Source organism: Mesorhizobium sp. ORM8.1, from assembly GCF_053005525.2.
The window spans coordinates 5,043,155-5,056,621 of record NZ_CM132600.1; the positions used below are offsets into that span (position 1 = coordinate 5,043,155).

11 protein-coding genes are annotated in these 13,467 nt (G+C 61.5%); 4 read left to right on the forward strand and 7 right to left on the reverse strand.

What is annotated here, in order from left to right:
• The first annotated feature begins 97 nt into the window (after nt 1-97).
• Nucleotides 98-766: a hypothetical protein gene (locus tag ACVDG8_RS25340; RefSeq protein ID WP_447250874.1), complete on the forward strand. Its 669-nt coding sequence runs from the start codon at nt 98-100 to the stop codon at nt 764-766.
• A gap of 258 nt (nt 767-1,024) precedes the next feature.
• On the opposite strand, the gene ACVDG8_RS25345 is transcribed toward ACVDG8_RS25340, so the two are convergent.
• Both ACVDG8_RS25345 and traA read right to left on the reverse strand, forming a co-directional pair.
• Nucleotides 1,025-1,237 carry a helix-turn-helix transcriptional regulator gene (locus tag ACVDG8_RS25345; protein ID WP_023825499.1) on the reverse strand — a complete coding sequence of 71 codons (213 nt, stop codon included), beginning with the start codon at nt 1,235-1,237 and terminating at the stop codon, nt 1,025-1,027.
• Nucleotides 1,238-1,366: 129 nt separating this feature from the next.
• Nucleotides 1,367-4,363: a Ti-type conjugative transfer relaxase TraA gene (gene traA, locus ACVDG8_RS25350; RefSeq protein ID WP_447250875.1), complete on the reverse strand. Its 2,997-nt coding sequence runs from the start codon at nt 4,361-4,363 to the stop codon at nt 1,367-1,369.
• Nucleotides 4,364-4,997: 634 nt separating this feature from the next.
• Here traA and ltrA point away from each other — a divergent pair.
• From ltrA to ACVDG8_RS25365, 3 genes are all read left to right on the forward strand, one after another.
• A complete protein-coding gene (ltrA, locus tag ACVDG8_RS25355; RefSeq protein ID WP_447250876.1) occupies nt 4,998-6,524 on the forward strand; it encodes a group II intron reverse transcriptase/maturase in 1,527 nt (508 codons plus the stop codon).
• A 292-nt stretch (nt 6,525-6,816) separates the two neighbouring features.
• Nucleotides 6,817-7,143, forward strand: coding sequence for a conjugal transfer protein TraD (locus tag ACVDG8_RS25360; RefSeq protein ID WP_447250877.1), 327 nt, complete (start codon nt 6,817-6,819; stop codon nt 7,141-7,143).
• 1 nt (nt 7,144) lies between these two features.
• Nucleotides 7,145-7,393, forward strand: coding sequence for a conjugal transfer protein TraD (locus tag ACVDG8_RS25365; protein ID WP_447250878.1), 249 nt, complete (start codon nt 7,145-7,147; stop codon nt 7,391-7,393).
• A gap of 94 nt (nt 7,394-7,487) precedes the next feature.
• Here ACVDG8_RS25365 and ACVDG8_RS25370 read toward each other — a convergent pair whose 3' ends face one another.
• From ACVDG8_RS25370 to ACVDG8_RS25390, 5 genes are all read right to left on the reverse strand, one after another.
• Entirely contained in the window at nt 7,488-8,669 is a 1,182-nt protein-coding gene (locus tag ACVDG8_RS25370; RefSeq protein ID WP_447250879.1) for an abortive infection family protein, read from the reverse strand.
• Between the two features lie 196 nt (nt 8,670-8,865).
• Nucleotides 8,866-8,988, reverse strand: a complete 123-nt coding sequence (locus ACVDG8_RS25375; RefSeq protein WP_281408472.1) for a hypothetical protein — start codon at nt 8,986-8,988, stop codon at nt 8,866-8,868.
• Nucleotides 8,989-9,521: 533 nt separating this feature from the next.
• Nucleotides 9,522-9,737, reverse strand: coding sequence for a hypothetical protein (locus ACVDG8_RS25380; RefSeq protein WP_447250881.1), 216 nt, complete (start codon nt 9,735-9,737; stop codon nt 9,522-9,524).
• A gap of 591 nt (nt 9,738-10,328) precedes the next feature.
• Nucleotides 10,329-11,528, reverse strand: a complete 1,200-nt coding sequence (locus tag ACVDG8_RS25385; protein WP_455707264.1) for an HlyD family type I secretion periplasmic adaptor subunit — start codon at nt 11,526-11,528, stop codon at nt 10,329-10,331.
• Nucleotides 11,529-11,685: 157 nt separating this feature from the next.
• Nucleotides 11,686-13,362, reverse strand: coding sequence for a type I secretion system permease/ATPase (locus ACVDG8_RS25390; RefSeq protein WP_447250883.1), 1,677 nt, complete (start codon nt 13,360-13,362; stop codon nt 11,686-11,688).
• Nucleotides 13,363-13,467 lie beyond the last annotated feature (105 nt).

Below are 13,467 nucleotides of genomic sequence, written 5' to 3' on the forward strand. Positions count from 1 at the left end.
ACTACCTTTGATGCCGACAAGCATCTTGAGCGGTTGGACAGGTGCGGTCACACCTGTCCAACCTAACCACAACCCCAGCTTTCATGGAGTTCGGATCATGGATGAATCCGACAATAGCATGAGTTTGTCTTTCGTCACCCGGCGGCGCTTGCTCGCGGGCACGGCCACGGCCGCCGTGGCATGGCCCTTCCAGGCAAAGTCGCGGGCCGCCGAACTGACGGACGGCAGCAGCGCGGCTGATCCTGCTCTTCGTCTGTGTGGGAACTGGCAAAAGATCCACAACGAGACACTGGCGCTGTGCCGCGAACAGCAAAGGTTGGAGACACACCTCGCCAGGACGGTCGGCTTTCCCTGCGCCAAGGTACGGCTTGCCGATGGTACGGAATTAACGCTCCATTCCATGGAAGGCATGAACGATGCCTACTCTCCCGGAATTGAAGTCGAATGGGGCAGGGCGGTTGCCGACTTCGCGGCACACCAGGCGCGTTGGGATGCCGCCGATGCTGAGATCGGCTATTCGAGAGCAGACGACCTGATACGGCAATCCGAAATAGCCGAACGCGAACTTCTGGATAGTCTACCGCACACAGCGGCTACCTCCATGGAAGGCATTTTAGCCAAGCTGCTCGTTATCTTGCATGAGGGTGAGCATTGGGAACATCCGGCCGATTTCCCTTGGCCTCATATCCGCTCGGTGCTTGACGACCTCGGCCGCCAGCATAAATATCGATCCGGCGGTGATCGCGATCGATCGGGCAATCGTTAGCCGACGGACATTATAGGCGGTGAGAATGCAGCCTTCTTCGAAGGAACCCGGATCGGAGGCAGCCCGTCACGGCCGCTTCGCTCCAAAGTTGCCCTGCTTGAGCAAGCAATCTTGATGGGCGCGAGGCCGACCATCGTTTCTGGTTTGCCGTTTTCGCTCGCCTCGGCGGCGCTCCTGACGGGCATGGCAGCAACCCTGCCGCCGTGACCGCTGCGTCTCGATGAAGGCCAGCTTTCCGCGCAGTGTGCATCACCCTCATCACAACTTGTCGCCCTCGTCTTGCGGACGCCACGAAACGGGATTGGTGATCCAGCGACTGATGTCGGATTCATGCCAGCCTGCACCGTGGATACTGATCTGGATCTGGCGTGGGAAGGTGCCGTCGGCGATCTTGCGATAGATGGTGGACCGGGACAGACCTGTCCGGGAGACGACGGTTTTCAGGCGGATGATACGGTCTGGTTCGCGCATGGACGCACTGCCTCCTGCTGGTTGTTTTTGACTGCTCCTGATCAAGAGAGGACAGACACTTGCGGGTGTGCAAGAGGGTTTTCCGCATCATCGTGGCCCGACGTAGAGACGGCGGCAAATAGGACGGGTCTAAAGTCCAATACCGCGGCCTCGGCTAAGGTCGATGCCGTGATTGAAGGCGAGTTCCGCACCAAGGCGCCGACCAGAATCGACGCTGATGCCAAGGTCGTGCTTGCGATTGGCGAGGATGGATTCAAGCTGCGGATCGCGCTCGAGGCTTTTGGCCATGTCACCCATCGCCGATCGCGTGGCCTTGTAGCCGGACATGTCACCCGCCTGATACTGGTGCTGGCTGGTCCGGTCGAGTTTGTGCCAACGCTCCACGAAATGGTCTGCGCGTCGGCCCGGATCTTTGTCCAGTCCGGTGCGGATTTCGGTTTCAAGCTGGAGGGCGCGGATGGCGCGGTTGATTCGTCCGCCGGCGGCCTCGGCGACAAGTTCCGGGCTCTTGACATAAGCCGCCTCGGCATCGCGCCAGCCATGGGGCCGCACCTCGTCGAAGGCTTTTCGGGCGTCAGCCAGTTCGCGCAACCGCATCGGGTTGGGCTTGTTTCCTGCACCCTCGTCGCTGAATATCGCGTCCATGGCGCGGGCATGACGCACGAGCGCATCGGTTCGGGCTTTCCGCAACGCCGCTTGCCCGTCCTCGGCGATCTCTCTGGCGGGCGCTGCGGGTGCGAGGCGCACTTCCTCTCTTTCCCGCCTGCGCATGTCGTCGAAGTCGCGCGCACCATCTGCCGAAAGGCGCCGGCCATCGAAGATGTTGCGTAGCCTTTCAGGCACGACCTTGCGCACGATCTCTGCGACACGCTCGCGAAACGTGATGCCGCGCCGCTCGGCATAGGTCTGCGCCGGGTCGACCTGATCGTAGTCCGACGCCATGTCCTTGGAGCGGTCGCGTGATAGCGTCCGGACGAGCCGTTCGCGGGTCGTGAAGTCATCGCTGCCATAGTGCAGGTTCATCCCGTCGCGATGACGCGACAGGGAGACGTAGCTGCCATGCGCGTCCATGCCTGGCGTCGCCAGCACATATGTGCGGTCGACGGTCATGCCCTGTGCCTTGTGGATGGTTGCGGCATAGCCGTGATCGATGTGGGCATAGTCTTTCAGGTCGAAGCGCACAGACCTGCCGTCGTCGGCTCGAACCGTCATGGTTTGCGCGCTGACCTCTTCGATCACGCCAAGCGTGCCGTTCTTGACGCCAAGCGACCGCTCGTTGCGCAGGAACATGACTCGGTCGCCGCTTGCGAAGTTTCTCTCACCGCGTTCGACATCCACCTGAACATCATCGCCGAGATCTCCGGCAGCGCGCATACGCTCGCGCGCTACCTTGTTGAGCGCGCGCACTTCGTCGTTTGTGTGGGTGAGAATGATCCGGCTCGCCTCAGGCTCCGCCTGCCTGTCGCGATCCCAGCGCTCGACCAGAGCGCTGCGCGCCTCATCGCGCGTCGCGACTTGATGCACCATGCCTCTGTCGTCGTAGGCGCTGATCGCGGCACCGATCCTGCCGGTTGCCAGATCACGCGTCGCATCACGCTGCCAGTCCTCGCGCTGCCGGCGCACCTGACCGATCTCCACGCCGCCGTGGCGTTCGTGGATCGAACGGAATGCAGCACCCGCCTCGATCGCCTGCAACTGCTGCGGGTCACCTACCAACACGACCTTCGCGCCAGCGTCCGCGGCATGGGAGAGCACGCGCTCCAACTGGCGCGTGCCGACCATGCCAGCTTCGTCGATCACCAGGACATCACGCGCGGAGAGAAGATCGCGGCCCTGTCCCCAACCGTGTTCCATACTAGCGATGGTGCGAGACGGGATGCCTGATCCGCTTTCGAGATTCTCGGCCGCAATGCCCGAGAGTGCCGCCCCTCGAACTTCGAAGCCTGCCGCTGCCCATGCCTGGCGAGCGACACCCAGAATCGCGCTTTTGCCAGTGCCGGCAAACCCGACAACCACGCCGAGACCGCGGCCATCCGTGATGTGATCCAGTGCGTCACTCTGCTCGCCTGACAGAACAAGGCCATGGCGATTGGCATCCGCCAGAGCCGTCGCGCGATCCCGGTCACTCACCGCATGCTGTGCCTCCCCTGCCATCCGATCTGCCGCGTGATGCAGACGCTGTTCAGTCTCGATCATCTGCCGCGTGGTGAAGCGATCCGCTCCACGTCCATCCTTGCCGAGTTCGACCAGGTCGGGCGCGTTGGTTATGGCGCCCATCACGGCGTTGAACTGCTCCATTCCGTCGCTATGCCGATGCGCGAACTTCGCAATGTCTTTTCGGGTGAAGGTCGATTGCTGATGCGTGATGGCATCCAGCGCGAGGTTAGGATCGGCAATGATGCGCGCCCCATTGTTGCGCGCGATCTCGCGGTGCAGCTCTGCGCGATCGGCTTCGATGCCGGCGGGATCGAGGCCACTGTCCTCGATGCGTTGAGCCGGTGCTCCAATCTGGGTTTGCGGCTCCAAGGCAATGCCCTGCGCATCCAGGCTGCGATGATCGATGCGGGCGTCGATATCGAGTTCGGCAAGACGCTCATTGGCAAGTTCCGCCCATCGCTCGCGCCAGCGCTCGATCAGCTCTGTGCGGTTCCAGTCTCGAACCTTTGGCCCAAAACCGTTCTCATCGACCGCCCGCATTGTGAGCATGACATGGGCATGCGGTTTGGGACTGCCATCCTCTGCGCTGTCCCAATGCACGTTGAGATCGGCGACCATACCCCGGCTGACAAACTCCGCCTGAACAAAGTCGCGCGCCAACTCGATGCCTTGCGCCTGGCTCAGCTCGAGCGGCAGGGCAAACTCCACCTCGCGGGCCAGCTGCGCGTCCTTGCGCATTTCGAAGGCTTCGACATCGTTCCAGAGCCGCTCGCGGTCGCTCCAGGCCGCAGGTGCGGTCTCCGGCAGCATCACCTCGGAATGCACAACGCCGCGCTTGGCGGAGAAGTCGTGCGTGCGCTCGATCCTCTCATCGCGCAGTCGCGAGGCCGAGCGGTAGGCGGCGGACGCGACAGTGCTTGAGCCGGCCTTGCGGCCAATGACCTTGATGTGAAGATGATAGATCGCCATCGCGACAAGATGTGCGTTGGGAGTTGAAAGGAAGGAGGGATTCAGCCTTCATGCTGCAATGGATCTCGCGGGGTGGAGGACCCCGCACGCCGTATGACGCAACATGCGGCGATAAGCAGATGGGTGAGGAGAACCGGGCGCTTCCGGGGAACCGTAAATTAGCAGAACCCATCAAAGCCGAACGGGCGGGGACTTCCGACCCCGTGAGCGGTTCGGCCAGCGAGCTTGCCATGGCGAGGGAAACCGAACCGATGGCGGACGCCCCGTTTAGAGATGGAACCTGCCGACTCGGAAGTGGGCGGGTCGATCTACGGATCGGTGGAGTGTTGGTCCGCGCTATCAGTACGCGGATTGGAGGCGCGCAGCTTGCTGTGCGCCAGCCTCGGCATGAGTTTGCGTGGCGCCGAGGCCGGATTCCACACGGGGTAGAGTCGGCGCCTAAAGCGAGCGAGAGATCAGTTGCGGAACCCAAGAACCTTGTCACCATCTCCGGCGGTTTCGGACGCCGGACGACTGAAGCGGCCAGTGACCGTGGTGCCGAGGGACGGAGCCTTCGTAGTAGTCCGAGGACGGGAAAGCCGTTCACATGGCGAAGGGAGGCAGTGGATACGGTTTGCAAGCAGGAGGCGGGCACATGTCCGGCGAGGTGAATACCCCGTTCGTCCTCGACATGCAGCGCAAACTGTATCGGTGGAGCAGCGACGAACCTGACAAGGTCTTTGCTGATCTGTTCAATCTCATATGCGACCGCAGAACCCTTGCCGAAGCTTGGCGACGGCTCGCCCGCAACCGCGGCAGCCGAACACCGGGAACGGACGGGATGACGCGTCGCACGGTCGAACAGCGTGCCGGTGGCGCAGCAAGGTTCCTCGAGGAAATACGCGAGGCACTTCGCAACGGAACATATGACCCGGAACCCGTCAGGCAGCGGCTGATCCCAAAGCCTGGCAAACCGGGAGCATTCCGGCCACTCGGAATCCCCACGCTGACAGATCGCTTGGTGCAAATGGCCATGAAGCTGATCCTCGAACCCATCTTCGAGACGGATTTCTATCCGACCTCGTATGGGTTCCGGAAAGGACGGAGCACCCATGATGCTCTGGAGCGAATCCAGAAGTGTCTTCACCCGTCGGTTCGTGGACCTTCGGTCTACGACTACGCCATTGAAGGCGATATCAAGGGCTGCTTCGACGCAATCGACCATCACGTCATGATGGAAGGCGTGCGACGGCGTATCGGCGACCGCAAGGTGCTGAGGCTGATCTTCGCATTCCTGAAGGCCGGCGTGATGATCGAGGGGACCATCCGACATCCCGTAACCGGCTCGCCACAAGGCGGGATCATCTCGCCGATGCTGTCGAACATCTACCTGACAGCCATCGACGAACGGTACGGACGATGGTCCATGCGCCCCCGTGAACCGAGTAGCAGGGCGGCAGGCCGGCGGACTCTGGACCGCAAGAACGGCAAGCCGACATTCTACATGGTGCGATATGCGGACGACTTCGTCGTCCTCATGGAGGGCACGAGGGAGCAAGCGGAAGCTGAAAGGCAGGCGCTGGCGGAGTTCCTGAAGACGGAACTTCGTATGGAACTGTCGATGGAAAAGACCCGGATCACCGAGACCAAGGAAGGCTTCGACTTCCTCGGCTATCGGGTGGTGCGCACCAAAGCGCTCCGCACGGGGCGACTGGTCGGCAACCTCTTCATCCCGAGGAGCAAGCTCAACGACCTGCGCCACAGGATCAAGGTCCTGGTGAAGAGCATTCCTACGGGATGGCCGCTCACCAAAGTCGTCGGCACCCTCAACCCGATCCTGCTCGGGTGGCGGAACTATTACCGATATGCCACGCAGGCGTGTCGGGACTTCAGCCATCTCGACAAATGGATTTGGGAGCGCGTTGGACGTTGGCTGCGTAAGAAGCATCGAAAGGCAACGTGGCGAGAGCTGCGTCGCCGCTTCACCGTCAACGTCACGGGACAACGGCATCGATGGGTCGAAGGCACGAAGCGCCTGAGGCTCCTCCGCGACGGCGGAACCATGCGTTACCCTCACCAAAGCATCGAGAAACCGAACGGATGGAATGCCCAATCCCGGCACCGTCAGCGCGAGAGCGTGGGCGACTTCTGGGACGCGTTCTACCGCCTCACGTCGGACTGAGGCACACCCATGAGCGATCTTTCGCTCATGCACGGAGAGCCGGATGCAGGGAAACTTGCCTGTCCGGTTCGGGGAGAGGGATGGAGAAACTTGTCTCCGAAAGGGGAAGTAGCGCTTCATCTCTACTCCACCATTTGCACGTCAAAGCGCACGTCGGCACGACGTATAAGCGCGCCCTCCCTCGAAAAATTCTCGGGATGGACCAGCCCGTCCCGGGCTGTCTCGGCAACACTGGAGCCTTTCGGCAGGCGCTCCCCTATTATCGGCGCATCGACAATCGACGGAGACATTCATGCGCAAACCACGCGACTACGACGCGGAACTGAAGGCACTGGAAGACAAGGCGCGGGAGCTCAAGGCGCGAAAAGTGCAGCAGCTTGGCGAACTGGTGATCGCCACCGGCGCCGATCAACTCAGCACCGACGAACTGGCCGGCGCGCTGGTCGCAATCGCCGAGACGAAAGATGCCGCAAAGCGTGAGGCATGGGCCAAGCGTGGAGTGATGTTTTTTGAGAGCGGGTCCAGGAGAACTAATCCGGCATCTCAGCGCAACCTTCGCATGGCTCAAGCGCAACCGGGCAGCCCACAATCGACGGCAAGCGGCTCTGGCTCGCAGTGACATGCGCACCTGGAAGGTCGAGCGCCGCAAACGCACCCGACATCTGATCGAACTCGGCGGTCTCGTCGTCAAAGCAGGCATCGTAGAGCTGACAAATGACGATCGCGCCATCGTCTACGGAGCGATGCTCTGGATCGCCGCCAAGTTGCAGAGCCATGAGGGCGGGCATGCACGGGACTTGTGGGCCGCGAAGGGAAAGCGGGCATTCGAGGCGGAGCGGCATGAACAGCAAATGGGGCAGCGATCGTAGCGGTGGTCGCTGCCAGTGGCGGAGCGGGCGAAACCCGAACAGCGTAGCCCCGGCGTTGCGCCAACGGCAACCTGGGCAGGCGTGAGAGCAAGCGCTAATCCTTCTTTCTCGCTTCCCAGGTGGCGACTAGGAAGGTGGCCATAGTGCCCGCTAGGTTTACTGCCAGTTCCGCATGCCGGGGCAGTGGCTTGGCACGGCTCGGCCCAGGGCTATGAGCGTCGCTGAGCTTGTTGCGGAGCGCTCCGAGTGACTCGACGATGTTCTGGCAGCTGCCGAGTATCTTCCTGAACACCTCCTCCGAGTAGTCGTCGGGGGCCAGCTTTAGGCGCTTGGATAAGCGGCGATACAGTGTGGGCAGCTCGGCTTCTTCGTCGTAGGTCTCACCAGCCTCGTGGAGGACCCATTTGCAGACGTCCTCAAGCAAGGTCCGCGCCAGAGTGATCGCGCCGGCCGGGTCGGATGAGCGGCGATCGATCGCCATTTGCCATCGGCTGCTTATGTCGCCGGGATTGAAGGCGGCCAGCACCGCCGAGATACTCTCATCGGCGGGCACACCCGCTGGTAGCGGCCGCAGCTCGTAGATGGGACTACCCGACATCCGCCCTGCATCGGCAAGATGATAACCGTCGTGACGCAGATAGGTGTTGAGCTCGGCCACCAGTTCCTTCCGCCGCGCTGCGGATTGAGCGAGCGGATGTACGATCTCATTCAGGAACTTGCTCACAACTGAGCGCGAGCAAGAAAAGAAGCCCAATGTGGCCAGAAAGTCAGGTATTTTCCAGCTGCGATTTTTGACCCGATATTCGGCTATGTCGTCTGCCAGGGTGTGAGGCGATGCCCACAGATCGCGGCTGTGATCCTCGAACACCGGTTTCATATCCTTTACCGGCCAGATGCGGCTGACGAGCGCGAGATCGTCCATCTCGGATGCGAGGGAGCCGCTTCCGAAAATAAAGGCGATGCGCTTTCGAGTGAGCTCGGTGATGGGTGGACTGCCAAGTTCGTCGATCGCTGCAATCGCTTCACTGAGCTCGTAGCTGCTGATTTCCTCGAGTAATTGGCGTCCCACTGACAAAAGGTCGGTGGCCGGCACCCCGGCGAGGCGCTTCGAGGCGTATTTGAACTTGCTATTGAACGCCTCATCGGTCGTGCCATCACCCAGGCCTAGCCGTTTGCACACGCCCGGCACGTCATACGCTTTATGACCTGCGATCGAGTCTGCAATGAGGGTCCGCAACCTTTGCAGCTGTTCTGTCGAGGGGCGGGGAGGGCTCATTTGGCGAGCCGGAAAGTGGTGCTCCGCGCGGCATTAGAACTGCGCGGGATCTCGCCCGCGGAATGGTCCGGCGTTGCTCTCGTCCACGTCACGCCTAAACGGTAAGCTGGGCGGGCCAAGGCGCGAGAGCGATCAAGAATCGAAGTCGCTAAAATGACGCGACTCATCACTTCAGCTGCTCCACCTTCCCGTCCGCTCACAGTTGCGATCCGCCGTTGCGAGCCACGTCATCCGAGCTATCCTGCAGCTTGACCAGAAGGTAGCCGGGATAGTGGATGACCTGATCGAACTCGCGGGAAACGGTGTCCACGAACTTCATGACACGTTGGGTCGAGCAACTCACGCAAGCGCTCGCCGACCACGAGGACGGACGTCCGGCCGCCGAGGGCAGCTAGCCGGGTTCCCCCCCGAGCGTCAGTGCTATTGAGACTGCCCATCCGGATCAACCAGCCTCCGCCAGGTTGAGTTCGAAAACACTCAGTGAGGTGCCGTTGCCGACTGCATCCCTTCCGAGTAGGCGGCCAGTGTCCAGGCAAGGTTTTCCGAGCTGCCCTGCTTCGATCACTTCAACCGACCGCGTGCTGGCGACCCGTAAGGTGAATGCACTTCTGCGTCGTCGGTAAAGATAGCAGCGCAGCCGGCAGCATCTCCCGATCGATACAACGCGACATACATGTCCCAAATCTCCTGGAGATCATCGAAGATCGACAGCGTTTCCTCCTTCGTCGTCCGGCGCAGTTTAGCGATGGCTAATAATTGCGGAGCTAGGGCTGGCAGTCAAAGGCGTGCTTTTTCCCCTCACCAGGTGAATCGCTCGACAGAGCTATCCTTTGTGGCTATTGTCGGAGAATGTCAAAAATTGAGAAAGTCAGAAATTCGGAAGTCGGCCGACCTCATTCTGACACCGACCAGATAACGATGCGACTTCCCCGAGAGATTGGTGTCGCTCTGGACAATTTTCGGCGCGACCAAGGCGACTTGCCAATGCGCACTGAAGCCATGCGCCGTATCATCCGTGAATGGCTGATCGGGCATGGCTACCTCTAAAGGCATAATCCAGTTCAGCATCTTTTAGGACCTTCTTGACGTCCCTTCGGCTCGTTGCAAGTTGCCGCCGTGTCGCTTTGGCGCACAAACAGACGGCGCTTGTGCGTGCAGTCCGGAGTACGGCACATTCATTTCGGCCTTGACCACGGCAGACCATCACCATGCTGAGCTTTGGGCGGCGCGACAATGATTCTGGATTACCGCCCGCCCAGCTGACTGACGCCAGCAGAGATAAGGCAAGCCAGCCAGACCGCACTCGATCGTCGGTGACGATGTTTCGTGCGTCGACCGCGGGCCAACTGGCATTCGCCGCCGCCTCGGCAGCAAATCTGCTCCTGTAGTGCAACTCAGAGGACGAACGATGGAATTGGGCCTAGAGATGGACGTGACAGTTGTGTGCGGCGACAGATCCCCATGTGCTGTTTGCGGTGCTGAAGCCGTTTCTGCCGCGATTGCGTCGCGTTGGCCACGAGTGGCGCCAACCTCGCCTCCAGCCGATTTGCCATGATCGATGACATAACAGGCTTCCAACTCGTGCGGCAGCCGACAAGCGCACCGGCTAGGGCATCACCGGCTATGAGGAGCGCACGGAAAGACTTAGCGTACCACAATTTACTTCTGGCGGAAGGAGGAATGCACCGACGCAAGAAGCGGGCTCAGGATATAGTCGAGCGCCGTGCGCTCCTCGGTGACGATCATCACCGAGGCCGGCATCCCCGGATAAAGCGTGATCTGCGGCGCTGCGGCTAATTCGGCCGGGTCGACCGCGACATCGGCCACGTAGTAGGGGAATCCGGTCTTGCTGTCGGTGACGCGATCTGCCGAAATGCGGGTTACGCGTCCGTGAATGATAGGAATGGAACGCTGCTTGTATGATGTAAAGCGCACTTCCGCCATCATGTCAGATCGCAGGCTCGATATGTCCTCGACGCGCACCTGCGCCTGGACGACTAGCGAGTTCCGCGTAGGCACAATGTCTAGGATCGTCTGCCCGGGGGCAACGATTGCGCCGGTTGAAAAGACGCTTAGGTTCATCACCTGGCCGTCATAGGGCGAGCGGACCACGGCCCGATCCACGGCGGCCTGACTCGCAAACATCTTGGGCACAAGGTCCGCTAACTGCGATTGCGTATCGATCAGCATTGCCGAGAGCTTGGCACGGCGTTCGTTGGTAAGCTGTGCGATCTGGCTTTCGAGCTCGGCCTTGTTCTGGCGGTTCCCCGCGATCTCGCCGAGACTCTGGTCTATCAGGCCTTGCAGGTCGGAAGCGGTGCGGTCGAGCTCAAGGATGCGCGTGCGCGTGGTCAATCCGGCCTTCAGCAGCTTGTCCAGGCCCACCTTCTCGTCGGTGATGGACTTCAGCTGCGCCCGGAAGGATTCCACACGTGCTTGCTTGCCGTCGATCTGCTCATCGAGTTCTGCGATCCGCTTCTGCAGAATCTGCCGAGCGCCTGCCATCGAGGCGCGCTGGCTTGCGAGATCGGCGATCTGGCTGGCCATCGCGTCCTGCAGATACGCCTGATGCTCGACGGTGATGTCCTTCGGAAAAGCGACCGCCTCCTTGCCGTCCAGCTCTGCGCGGATGCGGGCATCGGTCGCGCGCAACAAAGCATATTGCTGGGAATAGAGATTGAATTCGGATCGGTTCTTCGTGTCGTCCAGCACCAGCAATATGTCGCCGGTCTTGACGATGTCGCCGTCCTTGACGTGTATCTCCTTCACCGTGCCGCCATCGAAATGCTGCACGCTCTTGCGGTTCCCTTCGACCTTCACGACCGCGTCCGCGAGCACCGCGCCGTTCAGCGGCGCCATGGCGGCCCAGCCGCCGAAAATGCCGAAGAAGGCAACGATGATCAAAAGGCCGACGAGAGTGGGCGCCTTAATCGAATCCGAGGCGATGGGGCCGGTCTCGTCGGGCAGGCTGCGATAGATGAAGGCACCGTCGCTCAACGATCTCTCCTGACCCGGCTCATTGCGTTGCCACAACGGTCGGAGCCGCGCGCTGGTTGAGCAGCGCCACGATCTCGTTTCGCATGCCGAAGGCTTCGACCGCACCGTCGCGTAACAGAAGGATCTTGTCGACATTCGCGATCGTCGAGGGCCGGTGCGACACGATGATTACCGTGCTGCCGCGGCGCTTGAGCTCGATCGCGCAATCGCTCAGCGCTCGGTCGCCGTCGGCGTCCAGATTAGAACTCGGCTCGTCGAGAATGATCAGCTTCGGCATACCGAAGACTGCACGCGCAAGCGCGATCCGCTGCCGGTAGCCGCCCGAGAGTACCGCGCCGCCATCGCCGATCTGTGTCTCATAACCCTGCGGCAGGCGGATGATCATGTCGTGCACGCCGGCCAGGCGGGCGGCCTCGATAACCTCCTGGTCGACATTGGTCTTGAAGCGGCCGATGTTTGCAGCGACGGTGTCGGAGAAGAGCTCGATGTCCTGCGGCAGGTAACCGATATGGTCGCCGAGCGCGTCTCGACCCCACTGTGTCATGTCGGCGCCGTCCAGTCTGACGGTTCCGCGGCTAGGCTGCATGACCCCGGCCAGGTGGCGGGCGAGCGTGGATTTGCCCGCGCCGGAGGGGCCGATTATGCCTAGTGCCTCGCCGGCCTCTAGCCGGAACGAGATGTCCCGCAGCAGAACCTTCTGCAGACTGGGAATCGCATAGCTGACCTGCTCGACCGAGATCTTGCCTGTTGGCTTCGGCAGATTGAACGAACGGTCGTTGCTCGCATCGCTATCGACCAGCTTGCGAACCCTCACCAGCGCGCTGCGCGCCAGGACAAGGCTGCGCCACGCGCCGACGATCTGCTCGACGGGCTGCAAGCCGCGGCCCAGCAGAAGGCTTGCCGCGAAGATGGAGCCGGCGCTCGTTTGCCGTTCGATGACCAGATAGGCGCCAAGGCCGAGGATGAGCGACTGCATGGTCAGCCGAAGAAACCTGATCAGCCCGGACATGAGCGCGGCGCGGTCGCTGGCGTCCGCCTGACGCCGAAGCGCCAGGTTTCGATCGCGTTCCCAACGGCGGATAAGACCGTCGAGCATGCCCATGGCGCGGACGACCTCCGCGTTCCTGAGGCTCATCTCGGTGAAGGCGTAGTTGGCCGTTGCCAGGTCGTTGGCCTGCTTCAGCGGCCCGCGTACCAGATATTCGTTGCCCACCGCCATTGCAACAAGCAGCAGCGATGAGCCGAGCGCGAAGAACCCCAGCCACGGGTGCAGCAGGAAGATGATGCCGATGTAGATCGGCGACCAAGGCAGGTCGAGCAGCGCGTGGATACCACTCCCGGTAACGACCTGCCGGAACGTGTCGAAGTCGCGGATCGGCTGGCTCTGCGAGGCGCCCGGCAAGGATGCTTCGAGCGAGTTGGCGACGACCTTCGCCGAAAGCAGCCGGTCGAGGCGTGCGCTAGCGCGGGTCAGGATCCTGGCGCGCACCAAATCGAGGCCGGCTAGCGCAAGGAAGGCCGCCAGCAGCATTATCGTAAGCATCAGCAGCGTCGTTTCGCTACCGCTGGTGACCACCCGGTCATAGATCTGCAGCATATAGAGCGGCGAGGCGAGATAGAGCAGGTTGATCGCTAGACTGAACGCTGCCGCGACCAGGAAATAATGGCGACACGCCAGCAGCGCGTCCTCGACCACTTTACTTTTGCTGTTGAAAGTCAATGACCCAGCGGAGAACCGCCCCTCTGTCCTGTTGCACGCCCGGAACCGATGTTACTCCAGATCCTTCAAACGGCCACGCAG